Here is a 17,004-nt window from a genome sequence, read left to right on the forward strand (position 1 = left end):
GAAATACTTAAGTAGACAAGTCTTATTGCTATAACTAGCAGGGGTATCTTTTCGATGTAACATTCGAAAAAGGACAAGCATATACTGTTGATACCCATTAACTTTAGTAACCTCAGCTTTCGTTAATAGGGCATCTCACAATCCCTGAAAAAGAGCACTTACGGAAATAAGTGCTCTTTTCTAAATTTCATTAAAAATGAGACAGTCAACATAGCATTTTCGTTTAACACCGAATAACTCATTCGTAAAGTGATGTAACAGATAAGTTATACCTAATAAAAAGAAGCATCTACTTCGTTTGTTTTTAAATGAATCAATGATCACATATGAAATTGTTAAAAGAAGGAATGGGACAAATGGTTTATTACATATATAGAAAGAGGTTGAAAATCGATGCAGGCTATTAGTATTCGATAATAAAACAGAAATCTTTTATAATATAGGAGGGAGATAAAATTTTTATTAATTATATGATTATACATGGTGATGGGAGTGTTAATAGTTGCGAACAGGGAAAGTGTATCTTTATGTATTTCATACAATGTCAGACTGGGAATATGGATATTTAATTGCTGAACTAAACTCAGGAAGGTGTTTTAAAAAAGATTTAGCACCTTTAAAAGTAATCACAGTAGGAGTTAATAAAGAAATAATCACTACAATGGGAGGATTGAGCATAAAACCAGATATTCCTCTTGATGAATGTACTCTTGAGAGTAAAGATCTTTTAATTTTACCTGGGGGGAATACTTGGAGAGAAGAAATTCATCAACCTATCTTAAAAAAAGTTGGCGAAGCTTTAAAGCTTGGTACTATTGTTGCTGCGATTTGTGGTGCAACTGAGGCTCTTGCGAATATGGGATATTTAGATTTTAGAAAGCACACAAGTAATGACTTAGAGTATCTTAAAATGGTTTGTCCTAATTATAAAGGAGAACCATTTTATGAGAAGCAACCTGCGGTATCTGATGAGAATTTAGTTACTGCATCAGGATTAGCACCTCTGGAATTTACGATCGAAGTACTGAAAAAATTAGATGTATTTGCACCCGATACGTTACATGCATGGTATAACCTAAATAAGACTCATAAACTTGAATACTTCTTCCAATTAAGGAATTCGATAAATAGATAAGTGAAAAAACAGTGGAAGTTAGGGATTCAAAAATGTACTTCGACAAATTGTCAATCATATGCTGTAGTAGTAAATACAGCTATTTACATAAAGAAAAGGATAGATATTACAGAACGATTCTCTGCTATCTATCCTTTTCTTTATGTAATAAAAGAATGCTAGTATGTTTTTTAATTCACTTTCTTTATGAACCCTCTATAATGACGCTTTACCAGCTGGCTTTCTAATGTTTTCATTGTTTCTAATGCAACACCTACAATAATGAGTAAGCTTGTCCCACCGATTTGTGCGGAAGGTGGTAGTGTCGCAATTTTTGAGAAAATGACTGGTAGAATCGAGATGGCGCCTAAAAAGATTGCACCAATGAAAGTTAAGCGGTATAAAATGCTTGTGACATATTGTTCGGTTGCTTTACCAGGGCGAATGCCAGGGACATATCCATTTTGTTTTTTTAAGTTCTCTGCCATTTGTTCTGGGTTAACTTGAACGAATGCATAGAAATATGTAAATGCAATAATGAGCCCTACGTAAAGAGACATTCCAATTGGATGGGCAGAGTTAAAATTTTCACCTATCCATTTTGAAACACTCAAATTTGGGAACAGCTGCGCGATTGTTTGGGGCATCATTAAAAAGGCAGAAGCAAAGATGACTGGGATAACGCCAGCGCTATTTACTTTAAGAGGCAAATGCGTGTTTTTTGCTCCTTGATATTGATTGGTGTTTGAAACTGCTTTTGCATATTGAATAGGGATTTTCCGAATTGCTTGCTGGATGTAAATAACACCGACAACGATTACTAATATAACGAAAGCAATTAATGCTATTTTGACAATATGCATAAAGAGTTGATCGCCAGCATTTTGAAATTGTTGTAAATAAATCTGGTTTACAACGTTTGGAATCGCCGCAACAAGCCCTGCAAAAATCAGTATCGAAATCCCATTCCCGACGCCTTTTGCAGTAATTTTCTCCCCTAACCAAAGTAAAAAGGCAGTACCAGCAGTTAGCACGATTGCGATAAATAGATAAGTCGTCCAACTTGTATTTGTAATTAATTGTCCACCTGCTATATTGTTAAAGCCAATTGACATGACAATGGCTTGAATAAATGCGAGAATGATTGTAAAGTATCGAGTGAATTGAGCTAGTTTTTTACGGCCCATTTCTCCTTGCTTTGCCCATTCTGTAAATTTAGGTATAATGTCCATCTGCAATAACTGAATGATGATGGAAGCTGTAATATATGGTGTAATACCAACAGCAAAGATTGAAAAGTGCTGCAAAGCTCCTCCGCCAAATACATTCAGCATACCTAGTACATTAGCTTGATCTTGTATTTTTAAAACTTCTGCGTTTGTATGAGGAACTGGAATAAACGTGCCAATCCGAAAAACAATTAGCATCGCAAGTGTAAAAAAGATTTTTCGCCTTATCTCAGCTACTCTCATGAAATTTGAAATTGTACGAAACATTATGTCGCCTCCTGTATTGTTATCAGCTTTATCAAACTGATTATGATATCCCGGTAAATAAACCCACAAACCTCCTTCCGTTTCATATTCAATTGACAAATTTTATAATTTTCCTGGATATACAAATACAAGGTTTTATATGCGAAACATTTTATTTCGTAGTCATCCGATATTCATAATATACCTAATAAATAAAAAAATGTACATATATTTACAGTGAAAGAATGAAACTTTACATGATTTTAACTTTCCAACGAATCGTTCCATACGATAAGGTGTCTTTTTTATGTTAATATAAGCATGATAAATATCACTGCGAATAAAAAAAGGAGTTTACTATGTCAATTATCGATAAATTAAAGCTTAATAAATACAATAATATGGCGGTTCTGAACCAACCAACTGATTACGATGTTTTTCCAAATCAATCAACACCTGTAAATAAAGCGCATGATGCGATTTTTATTTTTGTAGAAACACTTGATGAAATGGTGGAACGAACCAAGTTTATTATCCATAATGAAGACCTTTTACTTGAGAAGGGGTATTTATTTTTTGCTTATCCGAAAAAAGGAAATACTCGTTATCCGACATTTATTCATCGTGATGACATATTTCCTGCATTAAAAGTTGGAGAAGATGGTTATGTCGACAATAGTGATATGAAATTTTCACGTATGGTAAGCATGGATGATGTTTTTACAGTGGTCGGTTTAAAACGTGAAAAAAGAAAGGAAAAGAAAGCAACTGCTTCTAGCCAATGTGTAGATGATTATATAACTCATGTAAAGGATGTTGAAGCGTTACTAGCTGCGTATCCAGAGGAGCTTCAGTTTTATCAAAGTTTAACACCTGGCTACCAAAAAGATTGGGCGCGTTATATCTTTTCTGCCAAGCAGCAAAAAACACGTGATAAACGTCGACAACAGATGACAGAAGTTCTTTCGCAAGGATATAAAACAATGGATTTATATCGCAGAAAGAAAAAATAAGATATTCGTATATAAGAATCATCCCCTTTAAATCCTCTGTATAATTAGGTTTTAAAGGGGATTTTCTTTCATTGCTAGCATATAAGATTTGTACCGTTTTTGCTAACATTTCAACTCTTTCCTGCGAACAAGTTATTTAGCTTGTATATATGATGAAGTAATTGTATTTTTTTCTTTTGAGAATATTGATTTAAGCGAGAATGCATTAAATTTAGGAGAAACTGTTGTGTTAGAAGGAGAAATTAATCCTTTATTAACTGAGCTTCGCAAAATTGAAAAAGAAATATGGTGCACATTTATTAGTTGATGATGCCCATAGTATCGGAGTATTTGGGGAAAACGGTCGTGGTACATGTGAGCATTTTGGTGTTGAATCTTATCGCAGGTACATTCAGTAAATCTTTTGACAGTTTAGGAGGATTTGTTGTCGGTGATGACGACATTATTGATTTTACTTAGCATAATGGGAGAAGTATGACTCCTTAATAATAGGGAACTTTTTTATATGTTTACGGAATTGATAAGTGTAGTGCACCAGAAAATACATTAAGAACAGTGAAGGTCATACTATTTTTTTCATATAACAGGAATTTTAATACTATTAACGAAAGTGTATGTTAACAAAAAACATAAGAAAGAATTTTCTTTCATGATTCATAATTATCCATTCTTTTAAGAAGTCAGTATAAATAAGGAGAAACAATATATGGGGAAAAAGGTACTGTTTTTTGGAGATTTTGGAATTGATGATACAATAGCTATCATATATGCGCATTTAACAGATAAAATTGATGTTATTGGCATTGTTGCAGATTATGGAAATGTACCTAAAGATGAAGTTATTAGAAATGTTCGGTTTTTACTTAAAAGTGTAGGAAAAGAACATATAAAAGTTTTTGGCGGGGCAGAGCATTCCATGTCTTCAGAAGCTGAAACTTTTTATCCGGAAGTTCACGGTCAGTTTGGAATTGGACCCATTCAACCAGGTCTAGCGCTTGAATCATTTGAGAATTTTTTCGAAGTTCTCACACTTATAAAGCAATATAAAAATGAACTTATTATTGTGAATACTGGAAGGTTAACTTCACTTGCAACTTTATTCCTTCTATATGGAGACGTGATGGAAAACGTGCATTCTTATTATATTATGGGAGGAGCGTTTCTTTATCCGGGTAATGTCACTCCTATTGCAGAAGCAAACTTTTATGGCGATCCTGGTGCAGCTAATATAGTAATGAGATATGCAAAGAATCTATCTATTTATCCTTTGAATGTTACACAATCAGCTATCGTGACACCAGAAATGGTCAATTATATTCATTCTAAAGGGAAAACTAAGTTTTTGAAACCTCTTTTAGATTATTACTATTTTCAATTTTATCAAAAAAAAGTCCCTGGAATACAAGGGAGCCCGGTTCATGATGCGCTCACTTTGATTGCGATTAATCGAGATGATATTTTTACGTACTTGCGATCGGCAGTGACAGTTAATGTACTTGATAATGTACGAGGACAAAGTATAGGAGATTTTAGAAATACATTTGAACCAGAAACATACGGTAATCGTCCAAAACATAGGATTGCGATGCAAATGAATTACGAACAGTTTTTTAAGGAGTTTATGACTGTGATGACTGGTGAATTATTTTAACTTCTGTTACCATAAAGGAGAAACAAGTTGTTTCTTTCCCTTCACCAGATAACTTGTAGTTGTATTTATTTTTCGTAGTTGCATGCTCTTCTCCAGTCATCATCTAGTTATTAACGTTTAATTAATTGTTTATAAGTTGTTGCTTTTGAGGAACAAAACATAGAAAGTTACAGTGTAAAGCCGACGCTTTCATCATTTTTATCCGAGTCACTTACATTGGTTACGCTAACACCATTAAAGATTGTACATGTATTTCCTACGCTTGAGGAACCAGAACCATGATAACCTTTATCCATTGCTATTGGTTGTATATTGTACTTATCACCTAAATTAAATGTTCCGTTACAATTTTCGATAATGACTCCTTCAATCACGGAAGGCATATGATTCACTCCTTTGTATTTTGATACATAAACCACTTTCACAAAACAAATCAAACGAGTTTTAATGTATTAGTATGTAAGTAATGTTCATAAATTGCATGATTTTTTTATTAGATTCACGATAAGTTAAAGTACAGTTCAGTATGTTTTTTTCGAAATGATGAACGAGACGTAAATAATGAATACCATTCAAGAATTATCAATAGTATACTAAATACAGTTCTAAACAACGCAGAAATATATTTAGAATTTGTGTATAAACAATAGAACGGAAAAGGTGTTTGAAATGAAATCATATATTGTAGTTGGAGCTGGGATTCTAGGATCATCTGCAGCTTATCATCTTGCTAAGGCAGGAGCCCGGGTTACATTAATTGATCGTCAAGATCTAGGACGAGCTACAGATGCGGGAGCAGGGATTGTATGTCCATGGCTTTCACAGCGTCGCAATAAGGCTTGGTATAAAATCGCTAAAGGCGGTGCAAAATACTACGCTTCTTTAATTCAGCAATTAGAGGAGGACGGTGAAACAGATACAGGCTATAACCGAGTAGGAGCAATTAGTCTTCATACAGATGATAAAAAGTTAGATCAAATGGAAGAACGAGCATATAAACGTCGTGAAGATGCTCCTGAAATTGGAGAAATTACTCGTTTATCGAAAGAAGAGACAAAACGATTATTTCCACCATTATCAGAAGAATATAGTGCTGTACATATAAGCGGGGCGGCAAGAGTGAACGGAAGAGCATTGCGACAGGCTCTTATAAACGCTGGAAAGAAACATGGTGTCACTTTTATCCAAGGAGATGCCGCGTTAATTCATGAAGAGAGTAAAATAAAAGGTGTTACAGTAAATGGGGAAACAATGCTAGCAGATCAAGTCATTATTACTGCAGGTGCATGGGCAAATGAGATTTTAAAACCGCTAGGCGTGAATTTCTTAGTTACATTCCAAAAGGGGCAAATTGTTCATTTGCATATGCCAAATACAGATACTGAAAATTGGCCTGTTGTTATGCCGCCAAATGATCAATATATCCTAACGTTTGAGGACGGCCATATTGTTATCGGTGCAACACATGAAAACGATACAGGGTTTGACTGCCGAGTAACTGCAGGTGGTTTACACGAAGTATTTGCTAAAGCTTTATCTGTTGCTCCGGGGTTAGAAAATAGTACAATGATTGAAACGCGCGTTGGATTTAGACCGTTTACACCAGGCTTCTTACCTGTTATTGGACCGTTACCTAATTTTGAAGGAATTCTTGTTGCAAATGGTTTAGGTGCTTCAGGATTAACCGCTGGACCATATCTCGGTTCCGAACTGGCAAAACTCGCTTTAGGGAAAGAAATAGAATTAGATTTAAGGGATTATGATGTAGCGGGAGCGATTGAATCCTTATAAAGTAAAAAAAGATTAGGCGTATACACCTAATCTTTTTTTACTTTTATATAGGAACTATTAAAACAAAATAGCTTTTCTTATATATTTATGCTATTATTTTCTTTTATCATAAAAGAGGACGTGAACCAATTTGATTAAAATTGATATACCTGCAGTTGATATTTCTATTACAGAAAGAAAACAGATTATAAAAGGCGATGAACCAAGAATTACTCCAATTCATGGATTTATTGATTTTCATCTATTCCCAAGAGACAAAGGTGGCATTTTTATGTTTTATAACATTCATGATGAACTGTTGTTTGTTGGGAAAGCAAGAAAAATTAGACAACGCATTAAAAAACATTTCGAGGACAACGTTTCTCCAATGAAAGCACATCGTGATGAAGTATACCGTATTGATGTATGTCTTGTTGAAGATCCAATGGAAAGAGAGATTTACGAAACGTATATCATTAACACACTTCAAGCGAAATATAATATTGATAAAGTATTTTATAAATAAAATAGCAAACCAAAACATGACCTAGCACTATTAAGGTCATGTTTTTTTATATCGAAATGATTAATAACAAGTAAATCTGAATATATACTGGTACAAGCAAATGAGAAAGGGGGCAATCATGAACTGGTTAGAAGCTTTTATATTAGGAATTATTCACGGATTAATGGAATTTTCACCTAGATGATTCAATATTAAAAAAGCATTCTCTTAAATTATTTGCGTATTATGTATGGGTTCTAGGCATCTATATTTCAATTTCATAATCCGTAAATATATTTTAAGTGGGAAAGACTTTGGGAGAATAGGAGTTGCTAAAACGAAAATAAAAATTAGTGTTAACAAGTGGAAAAAAGAAATGGAATAGGAAATGAAGCAGGAATCTATTATTAAAAAAAGAATTTATTATATTTGAGTATTTAGAAAGGAATAATTTTGTACATATTCCAGTCGAGAAATAGAGTATAAAACGAAATTTCTTTCATTATGTTTGGTAAGCATATTTAACATGATAAAGGGGAAATGCATAGTGAAAAATTCACGCTATCCAATTGGGGAATTTCATTGCGGAGAAACGATTACTAAGGAACAAGTGAAACAATGGATTCAAGAAATCGAACATTTACCTGCAAAAATCGATTAGGGTGGTAAGGAAGTGATAGAAGTTGAATTTGTTATTGATACGAATGGTCAAGCATCACTTATTTCATACAAAAAGGAGAGTTAAAAATACGTTCCAACCATCCTTTTTGTATTTTTATAACTTTTTAATGTATGTTGTTCCAAAAAATACGGGGTTAAACTTTTCGTTTTGCATAAACATACAACTTATCGGGTTGTATATTCTGCTAAGGCCTTTTGAATACTTAAAACACTATCATCATTTTTAAATTCTTTTATAATAGGCGCCTCCATGCTAGATACCCAAATTTTTAGTTCAGCATCTAAATCAAAATGACCGGAAGTTTCAACACTGAATTGTGTAATACTTTTATACAGGATAGAATGATATTCTGTTTTTTTACCCGTTATACCTTGCTTATCAATTAAAATCATTCGTCGATTTGTAAAGACGATTAAATCACGAATTAATTTATAAGCATATTCAACGCGCTCATCACGTAGCATAATGTTTTGTAAATCACGCTCTACCTTTTCTATATTTGTATCAGATGCATTTCCTAAAATACCGCTAAATAAACCCATGTAAGATTCCTCCTTCTTTATAATCCATATGTATATTGTACCATGTTATAGAATAGGAGAAGCTTACAAAGAAAAACGAGATTCGAATCAAGTTTGCAAAGAAAAGTTGACACTTCATACCAAAAATTTGTGTCAAAATAAAAACAAGAAATGAAAATAGAGGTAGGGAAAATGAAAAATATCGGTTTAGTATTAGAGGGCGGAGGAATGAAAGGCTTATATACTGCAGGTGTGCTTGAATATTTTATGGAGAATGTTTTATTTTTTCCTTATGTAGTAGGCGTTTCTGCAGGAGCATGCATGGGAGCAACATATTTATCAAGACAAAAAGGGAGAAATAAAAAAGTAAATATAGAATTAGTATGCGACCATCGTTATATATCATATCGAAACTTTATTAAAAAGCGGGAATTATTTGGTATGGATTTTCTTTTTGATGAAGTGCCAAATAAACTTGTACCATTTGATTTTCAAGCCTTTATGAATGCAAAGGAGCAGTTTGTAATTGGAACGACAGACTGTGAATCCGGACAAGCGCTGTATTACAATAAACATGAGCATGGGAATGATATATTAAAAATCATTCGTGCTTCAAGTTCTGTACCATTTATTGCGCCTGCTGTAGAGTATGGAGGAAGAAAATTGTTAGATGGGGGAATTATTGATCCTATTCCTGTTCGTAAGGCACAAGATGATGGATTTCAAAAAAATGTTGTCATTATGACAAAGCCAGCAGGATATCGAAAGCATCCCAATCCATTTTCGAAAATGGTGAAATGTTTATATAGACGCTATCCGAAAGTCGCAAATCTTCTAGCAGAACATTATCAATTGTATAATGATACCATTTCTTATATGAATTCTCCTAAACAGAACGGTAACTTTTTTATCATTCAACCAAGCCTTCATCCTCCTGTGAGCGGAATTGAAAGAAATAAGGATAAGTTGATTCATTTATATAATCTTGGATATGAAGACGCCAAAAGGCATTATAAGCAGTTATTAAACTGGATAGAGAAATGATGGTAGAATTGCTACGCATCGATTATTTGATAACAACTTTACCAAGTAAAACAAAAGCCACACAGATAACTCGTTTGCGTGGCTTTTGTTCATAAAATATACAGGATTATTAACTTGTTTATATAGGAATTTGTCTATAAATACAAGAAATACATAGTTAACATTAAGTATTTGTTATTCGTTTTAAGAGAATTATTTTTAAAAAAATACGAATTCAATTAAAAAGAAATGTATTTTGAAGGAAAATAATTCGTTACAAATGGATTTGAAACAGAGGAAGAGTGTATAATAAACTTATAGACATAAAGAAAGGAAGTGAGAAACATGAATTTACAGTACATTATTCAAAATATGAATCAGTATATCGAAAGTGAAGGATTAAAAAGAAAACGTTTGGCCAAACGTTTGGGAATGTCTGAATCCAATTTTTCAGATTATCTAAATGGAAAAAGAATGAATGGAATTTATGATTTTGCTGCACACTTAGCTGAAGCCTTAGGACATGAACATACATTTTTTATGGAAGATGCTTTTCATTATGTTTCTGAAAAACAAGAAGAACATGCCTTTTTATTTTCAGCAGGGGAAATGCTATCAGAAAGCGGGGAAGAGGGGTTACATCAATTAACAAAGCTTTGTGATCTTATCGAAATTTACAGCAGAGGTGAATCACATGCCTGAGCTTCATTTCGCGGATCTCCCTAAAATTATTGAAGAAAATAACATCATTAAATCCGAAGTAGAAAACTTACTGAGAAAGTATTTGCAACATTACCATCCAAAAGGCTGGACAATAATTGAAGGTGCGAAAAAATATATTGCTATGCAACATTTCTTGATTGAAGCACCGATCCAAGACCAGTCTTTAGGTGGTTTTATTCGCTCTACAGATACAGAGAAATATATTTGCTATGTGAATACATATCAACCCAGAATTTATCAAAACTTTAGTTTACTTCATGAATTATATCATTTAATTTCACTTCAAGAATTAGAAAAGAAAATCCACATTGTTCATGCAGGGCTAGATACAAATCATACTGAAAGAAAAGCTGATTATTTCGCTTCGTTACTATTAATGGATGAACATGAATTAATAAACTTTTATAATAGCTTTGAGAAAAACGAAGAAACAACATTGCAAAAAATTTTTTTATGCATGAGCCGTTTTAAAGCGCCATTTAAGGCGATATTGATTCGCTTATATGAGTTACAGTTAATCGATTATGCCACAATCAAAGAATATTTTGATCAAAAATTTGATTATCATAAAGAATTTGAAGCACTTGGGATTGATTCATATATGATTGAACGAAGTAATGTCATTCATTTCGGAAAAATCGAAATGATGATGCAAAAGTATACATTACCAGAGGCTGCACAACAGGCAAATAAACAAGTTCTTGAAGAAATAACGCGCTATTTTCATACTATGAAAGGAGATGCAGTTGATTGACATCTCCAACATTAAAAAGCTTCATACAGCAACATACACATTTTATAACAGATTTAGAAACAATTATTGATACGATTATTGAAAAGCAGCACGTTTATCTTTACGATACATCTGCCATTTCGATTCATGAAAAGGCATACTTCCGATATGATGAAATGTTATTTTTAAAGAAAGTTCAAGATACACCTGTTTTAATCACAGATGTAATCGCGAAAGAAATGCGGCTAATTGAGGATGTAGAGCAGCGATATATGAAATATTTACAACATTTCAAAACGATTTTATATGTCGAAGAACAGCAATTATATGATTTGCTTAAAGTTGATTTTGATGTTACAGGTGCAAAGCGAGAGTTTTTAGGGGCAAGTGAACAAGCATTTACTTGTATACAGCCGTTACGAGACACGGTACGAAAGGCTAGAAGATCATTCCAACACGCTGAAAATATTATTTTAGATGACTACATTAGTTTTTTTGTAAACAAGAATGATAAAAATCGCGGAGAAATCTCTTTACTATGGACCGCATGCGTACTAAATCGTTTACCTGGTACATTTTCGATTACATTTATCGGTATCGATCATGATTTGTTCTCATATGTAGAGCAAGCTTGTTTGTTAGGTAGAAATAAAGATTACAATGTATACATCATGAGTAATGAGACATTACTACAAATAGATTACGGCCAACATCAAAATATAACTAAATTACAAAAACTTACTGATATATATCGCAATGAAGATCGAAAAATCATGTATTTTAATCGGAATGAAGATATTATGCATTTAATAAGGCAAAAGAGCAAACTGTCTAATCAAGATTTTATAAAGAAAATTACTTGCAATCAAATCCAAGTTGTATATTAAAAACTTCCTGATAAAGCGGAAGTTTTTTTACGAACCAAATGAACATTATGTTAACTAGGATGACATTTACAACAATTAACATATAGAAGAATGAATCAAGCATACTGAATGATTAACACATAAACGGACTAAAATACATACAAATTTTGAGATCGTACACATAACTTATACATAAAAATGATATTATACGTGTCATTTCTGCAATGTTTTCTTGCGATTGATTTTGTGCCAGCTTATGTTTATAGACTTGGCCATTCGGAATTTATACAGAAAATCTTTAAGCATATATAAGTCATCATAAAAAGACAATCTCATCGGAATATTTCTTTTTCATCTCATTTTGTATAGTTTACTTGTATTTAGAGACAAGTGAACACTTCATTTTCACAACTACCTATAATATATATTATGTTAACTAGAAAAATGATAAGAAAATAAGTCACTCCTGCTTTTTGTCCAACGACACAAATCTCCCTACTTTTACGAACAGATAAAGACCAACATTAATGAATTTTTATTTTTAGCCTTTATCTGTTTGATTGATTCTAAGGTTTTTTACATGACTGACGAACTATTTGTATGTTTATATCATACGGTGTCGTATATTTAATTTCTCAATCGCTTGTTGCATTGGATTTTTATAGTCACTATATCGCGTTTTCTTTTTGATGATAAAATTTCATTTTTCCATCAAGCGTATTATTTTCTATTATGAATGCCTAGGAAGTTAAAGTGTACTAACCCAATATGATTCAATATCGTGTTCTTGAATTTTTTTCATCAAGCTTTGCACAGCGGTATTTGGCATGACGTTATATCTTTTTAGATTATCTTCACTTGGTGTAATCCAATAAAAATCCAGATGAGACTCCCTAGATTTAGGAGGAGTTTCAATTTTCAATTTATTACTTTCAACTTTAAAAATATGATTAATGTTCATCAAGTTGGGACTTTTATGTCGCAGGTTTATGACACAAAAGTCCCAACCAAATTGCTATAATTATTGTAATAATACCTTTATATTTGACCGTATTTAGGGTAATACCAGTCTCTTCTTTTATCTATCTCTTTATCAACGGGACCTAGTCCGTGGATTGGTTTATGTAAATCCCATAGTTGGATTGAATTTGTCTCCTTTATCGTTACTTCCTTTTTCGACATAAATTTGTTATACGTATTATGGTGTTTGGAATCTTTTGTTCAAATTTTATATTTCTTATGAATTTCATTTTTAGAAATTACAATTGATTTATAATCTAAGATAGAGTGGCCATTATAATAAAAGATATGTTCTAAACCATATTTCCCTTCTAAAATCAACGGTAAATATCTCTTCAAGTGGCTGATTATTCCTTGGTTATTTTCGTCTAAAATCCATTCGATTGATTTCCAATCTAATATTCCTTCTTCAATATTAACAGGGGTTTTTAATTGGATACCATCAGATATTTCAGATATAAAAACATAGATACCCGATGAACCATATTCGCTTTCCAATACCACATTTCCTACATATGTCACATTTTCTAAATGAATCCCAGTTTCTTCGTAAGTTTCCCTAATTACACATTCTTCAGGAGTTTCATTTTCTTCTATTTTTCCACCAACACCATTCCATACACCCATTGAAGGTTGTTTGTTTCTATTTAAAAGTAAAAATCTATCATTATTCTTTATCAAACAAGTTGTATGTTTAAACATTTCATTTTCCTCTTCTTTATATTATTTAAGATTTTTGCACTGATTTACACCAAATAAATATTAGAAACTTCTACTGTGATGACTTCTTCTCAAAACCTTTCTTTGAATCTAAAATATTATTTTTGTCACAGAAATTAAATGTTAACCTATAGATATCAGTTTTTTTCTGTAGATTTCCAAAAAAATTCCAAAAATCGTATCCAAACGAATTATTAAAATAATTTATTATACAAGCCATAATATTCCCATGGGTACCTATAGCTACATTTGTAAAAGTTGGCTTTTCAATAATTTTAAATATAATCGGTAGTGATCTATATTGTACTTCTCTAACAGTTTCTCCTCCTTCTAAACGAAAATCTAAATCTTCGAATGATTTTTTTATTGCAAGTTCGATTTCATTTTCTGGTAATTTATAATTCCCTTTAAGTTGTTCTTTCCCTTAAATCTTCTTCAATAATGATCTTAGAGGGTTCAATTAATCCTTCCAACGTTTGCAAACCTACTCTCAAATGAGTTAGAAATCAGAAAAGGAAATATGCTTCATCTTCAGCATGCTCGAATGCCCAGTGAACAAATTTTATTGTTCATCAAAAAATTAAAACAGTATACAGGATGTTTGTTTCCTGCCAATTCCTCTTTTCTAAATAAGTCTGATTGCCTTCATACTGCTTCCGCCTTCATAAGTATAGGTTGCTGCTTTCTGCAAAAATATTGTTGTGTACTACCAACGTCTGCATATGAGAGGTGATTAATTGTGTAATAACAAATTATTTTTAAATAAACTGATTTTTCTTACTATTATTTAAATCTTGCTGCTACATTTTATAAAGAAAATAACCATGTTAAAGCAAGTCATTATTTTTACTCAAGTTCTCAAGCAGGAAAAAAAGTTTTTGAAAAGGAGGCATTAAAATGAAAAAACATTCTTTGGTTTAGTCGGTATAATTACTGTTTTGACTTTAATGTTTGGTGCTCAATCCCCTGCAGAAACGCAAAAAGCTATTGATGCTGTTCAATATGCACATGGGAATCATGGTGGTTAAAATCTTATGTTGTTTAATCCAAAATAACTACTGTTTTATACAAAGAGAAGAAATTTTTCTTCTCTTTGTATCTTTAGAATAAAAAATGATAGACTGCAAGTTTTCTGAAGGATCATTTTTTAGATTATCCCCTCCTCCCTCAACTTTAAATAACCACTCCACATTTCAATTATATGTAATATCATAGTTGTTCTTTTTCTTTCTTCTCTTGTTCTGTATTCCCATAAGCGAAAACTTCAGCAACAAATTCGCATAAACCAATGACTACTTCAACGATTACTTCATTCATATGTATCTCCCCTTTTTATAAATTATAATTTCATTATATAAAGTATGATTTATTTATACGATCGAAGAAGATGACATAAACATTACAAGTTTGTAATGTATCATTTGCTTTTAGAGTGTATGAAATTCAAATGAAAAAATCCATTTAAAATAGCCCTCGCTCAAAAGGGCTATTTTGATAAGAAGATTATGCGGGTTTTCGATAAAGCTTTTGCACCTCTTTTTTCTTCTTTTGAGTTGGAGGGCGAATGAAAATAGCAATAATAAAAGAAAGAATAGAAAGAACCCCAATTGTAATAAAAGTTGGCTGAAATCCGCCTAGTAAAGCGCCAATAAATGAACCAGCAAGTGCCCCGAACCCAAATCCTTGATAAACAATTCCATAATTTGTACTATGGTGTTTCAAGCCAAAAAAATCTCCTACGATAGCTGGGAAAATAGTAATATTTCCTCCGAAACAAAAAGCTACACTTGCTACACATGTAAAATAAATCGGATAATTTAAATGCATAAAACTTAGAACAAAAACAGATAATCCAATGATTACAAACGTAGCTGAAACGATTTTTAATCTGCCGATTTTATCAGATAGCGTTCCGAGAATAATTCTTCCCATTGTATTAAAAATAGCAATCATAGCAACGGCATTTGCGGCATTTGCAGCGCTAAGTCCTACAAGTTGAACACCGATATCCTTTACCATCCCGATTAAATATAACCCACTCATACAGGAAGTAAATAACATAAAAAATAAAAGATATCCTTGATTTGTACGTAACATTTCCTTAGGTGTGTAGTTATTATTCGCAGTTTGAGTAATCGTCTCATTCGTAGGTGCTTCATGTAAAAAGAAAGATCCTACTAAAATGAAAAGTAAAACGATCATGCCCCAGTATAAAAAAGCTTGTGATACACCAACTGTATCGATTAACTTAATGTTTATATATTTAAAAATTAAACTTCCCATTCCGTAAGCCGAAACAGAGATCCCTGAGATGAGACCTTTGCGATTGGGAAACCATTTTATTAAATTTGATAATGATGTAATGTATGCTGTTCCGTCTGCATAACCGACCACTACACCAGCTAATATATAGAGTAAAAATAAAGAAGAGATTTGGGAACTAAGTATCAATCCTAATCCAAGAATAATTCCTGAAGCTGCAATTAATTTGCGAAGTCCTATTTTTTGTTGTAATTTACCTGCAAATAGGGTTGAAAATGATAATGAAAAGCTGGTAATAGAAAAAGTAACTGCTACAGCATGAAGTGGCCAACCGAATTTATCTACTAAAGGTTGATTAAATAAGCTCCATGTATAAATTGTACCGAGACCAATTTGTACCACGATTGTACCTAAGACAATAAGCCATGGGTTAATCGTTGTTTGTTTCATGCTAACTGTCCCTTCTTTTAGTGATATGTTTTTCACGATTTAGTATATCCATGTTTAGTTGGGAGATACGAACAGGAAAATGGAAATAATGTTGTGTAAAAACAGACAAAAAGACGCCTCATTGTAGGAAACGTCTTTTTGTAGATTATATACGGTTGTTGAAAAAAGTTTGTTAAGATAAGGCATCTTCAAATGCTTATGTATATATCATATCAAACCATTTTGTAATTGTTATAGGGCTTAAGATGTATATTTCATTCCTGAAAAAGTCGGATATTTAGTATTCAATCTCCTCATAATCTTTCGGATGAGGAACTGTCTGCATATTTGCTGCATCTTTTGGATCACTATAAACTGCGTTTTGTTCCGTACTTATTTCTTTTGTAACAAGTTCTTTTTTCTTTTTATTTGGCTGTTTCTTCATGAAATTCAACTCCTTTATATTTCCTTATAAGTAGCTATACCCTAATTTTGTT

16 protein-coding genes and 1 pseudogene are annotated in these 17,004 nt (G+C 32.4%); 10 read left to right on the top strand and 7 right to left on the bottom strand.

From position 1 onward, the window contains the following. The first annotated feature begins 502 nt into the window (after positions 1-502). Entirely contained in the window at positions 503-1,135 is a 633-nt protein-coding gene (locus BCER98_RS09515; RefSeq protein ID WP_012094324.1) for a type 1 glutamine amidotransferase family protein, read from the top strand. Positions 1,136-1,305: 170 nt separating this feature from the next. Here the strand turns inward: BCER98_RS09515 and secY are convergent, their stop codons facing one another. Beyond that, positions 1,306-2,610, bottom strand: coding sequence for a preprotein translocase subunit SecY (secY, locus tag BCER98_RS09520; protein ID WP_012094325.1), 1,305 nt, complete (start codon positions 2,608-2,610; stop codon positions 1,306-1,308). A gap of 338 nt (positions 2,611-2,948) precedes the next feature. Between secY and BCER98_RS09525 the strand changes: the two genes are divergently transcribed. The 3 genes and pseudogenes from BCER98_RS09525 to BCER98_RS09530 all read left to right on the top strand — a co-directional run bounded on the left by BCER98_RS09525 (position 2,949) and on the right by BCER98_RS09530 (position 5,253). Beyond that, complete coding sequence (locus BCER98_RS09525) at positions 2,949-3,602, top strand: YdeI/OmpD-associated family protein (protein ID WP_012094326.1); 654 nt, start codon at positions 2,949-2,951, stop codon at positions 3,600-3,602. Between the two features lie 166 nt (positions 3,603-3,768). Beyond that, positions 3,769-3,873, top strand: a pseudogene (locus BCER98_RS23820) (DUF1259 domain-containing protein); the annotation flags it as partial. A 435-nt stretch (positions 3,874-4,308) separates the two neighbouring features. Next, positions 4,309-5,253 carry a nucleoside hydrolase gene (locus BCER98_RS09530; RefSeq protein ID WP_012094327.1) on the top strand — a complete coding sequence of 315 codons (945 nt, stop codon included), beginning with the start codon at positions 4,309-4,311 and terminating at the stop codon, positions 5,251-5,253. A 167-nt stretch (positions 5,254-5,420) separates the two neighbouring features. On the opposite strand, the gene BCER98_RS09535 is transcribed toward BCER98_RS09530, so the two are convergent. Beyond that, entirely contained in the window at positions 5,421-5,636 is a 216-nt protein-coding gene (locus BCER98_RS09535; protein WP_012094328.1) for a spore germination protein, read from the bottom strand. 286 nt (positions 5,637-5,922) lie between these two features. Here BCER98_RS09535 and BCER98_RS09540 point away from each other — a divergent pair, with 286 nt between their 5' ends. Next, positions 5,923-7,044, top strand: a complete 1,122-nt coding sequence (locus BCER98_RS09540) for an NAD(P)/FAD-dependent oxidoreductase (RefSeq protein WP_012094329.1) — start codon at positions 5,923-5,925, stop codon at positions 7,042-7,044. Positions 7,045-7,174: 130 nt separating this feature from the next. Further along, positions 7,175-7,549 carry a nucleotide excision repair endonuclease gene (locus BCER98_RS09545; protein WP_012094330.1) on the top strand — a complete coding sequence of 125 codons (375 nt, stop codon included), beginning with the start codon at positions 7,175-7,177 and terminating at the stop codon, positions 7,547-7,549. An 825-nt stretch (positions 7,550-8,374) separates the two neighbouring features. Here BCER98_RS09545 and BCER98_RS09550 read toward each other — a convergent pair. Beyond that, positions 8,375-8,752, bottom strand: a complete 378-nt coding sequence (locus BCER98_RS09550) for a PH domain-containing protein (protein WP_012094331.1) — start codon at positions 8,750-8,752, stop codon at positions 8,375-8,377. Positions 8,753-8,923: 171 nt separating this feature from the next. On the opposite strand from BCER98_RS09550, the gene BCER98_RS09555 reads away from it, so the two are divergent. The 4 genes from BCER98_RS09555 (at position 8,924) to BCER98_RS09570 (ending at position 12,097) form a co-directional block, all read left to right on the top strand. After that, positions 8,924-9,775 carry a patatin-like phospholipase family protein gene (locus BCER98_RS09555; protein ID WP_012094333.1) on the top strand — a complete coding sequence of 284 codons (852 nt, stop codon included), beginning with the start codon at positions 8,924-8,926 and terminating at the stop codon, positions 9,773-9,775. A 324-nt stretch (positions 9,776-10,099) separates the two neighbouring features. Beyond that, positions 10,100-10,456 (top strand): transcriptional regulator, encoded by a 357-nt coding sequence (locus BCER98_RS09560; RefSeq protein ID WP_012094334.1) that lies wholly within the window; start codon positions 10,100-10,102, stop codon positions 10,454-10,456. Then, the gene (locus BCER98_RS09565) at positions 10,449-11,231 is read left to right on the top strand and encodes an ImmA/IrrE family metallo-endopeptidase (RefSeq protein ID WP_012094336.1); all 783 of its coding nucleotides are present in this window, start codon (positions 10,449-10,451) and stop codon (positions 11,229-11,231) included. The genes BCER98_RS09560 and BCER98_RS09565 overlap by 8 nt, the downstream gene beginning before the upstream one ends. Then, on the top strand, positions 11,228-12,097 hold the full coding sequence (locus BCER98_RS09570; RefSeq protein ID WP_012094337.1) for a hypothetical protein: 870 nt from the start codon (positions 11,228-11,230) through the stop codon (positions 12,095-12,097). The genes BCER98_RS09565 and BCER98_RS09570 overlap by 4 nt, the downstream gene beginning before the upstream one ends. Positions 12,098-13,297: 1,200 nt before the next feature. On the opposite strand, the gene BCER98_RS09580 is transcribed toward BCER98_RS09570, so the two are convergent. From BCER98_RS09580 to BCER98_RS22485, 4 genes are all read right to left on the bottom strand, one after another. Next, complete coding sequence (locus tag BCER98_RS09580; RefSeq protein ID WP_012094338.1) at positions 13,298-13,798, bottom strand: NUDIX hydrolase; 501 nt, start codon at positions 13,796-13,798, stop codon at positions 13,298-13,300. 70 nt (positions 13,799-13,868) lie between these two features. Beyond that, positions 13,869-14,195 carry a histidine phosphatase family protein gene (locus BCER98_RS23700; protein ID WP_081428372.1) on the bottom strand — a complete coding sequence of 109 codons (327 nt, stop codon included), beginning with the start codon at positions 14,193-14,195 and terminating at the stop codon, positions 13,869-13,871. A 1,124-nt stretch (positions 14,196-15,319) separates the two neighbouring features. Next, positions 15,320-16,528 carry an L-lactate MFS transporter gene (locus BCER98_RS09585; RefSeq protein ID WP_012094340.1) on the bottom strand — a complete coding sequence of 403 codons (1,209 nt, stop codon included), beginning with the start codon at positions 16,526-16,528 and terminating at the stop codon, positions 15,320-15,322. Positions 16,529-16,805: 277 nt separating this feature from the next. Further along, positions 16,806-16,952, bottom strand: a complete 147-nt coding sequence (locus BCER98_RS22485; protein ID WP_012094341.1) for a hypothetical protein — start codon at positions 16,950-16,952, stop codon at positions 16,806-16,808. Positions 16,953-17,004: the final 52 nt, after the last annotated feature.

The organism is Bacillus cytotoxicus NVH 391-98 (assembly GCF_000017425.1).
GTDB lineage: Bacteria > Bacillota > Bacilli > Bacillales > Bacillaceae_G > Bacillus_A > Bacillus_A cytotoxicus.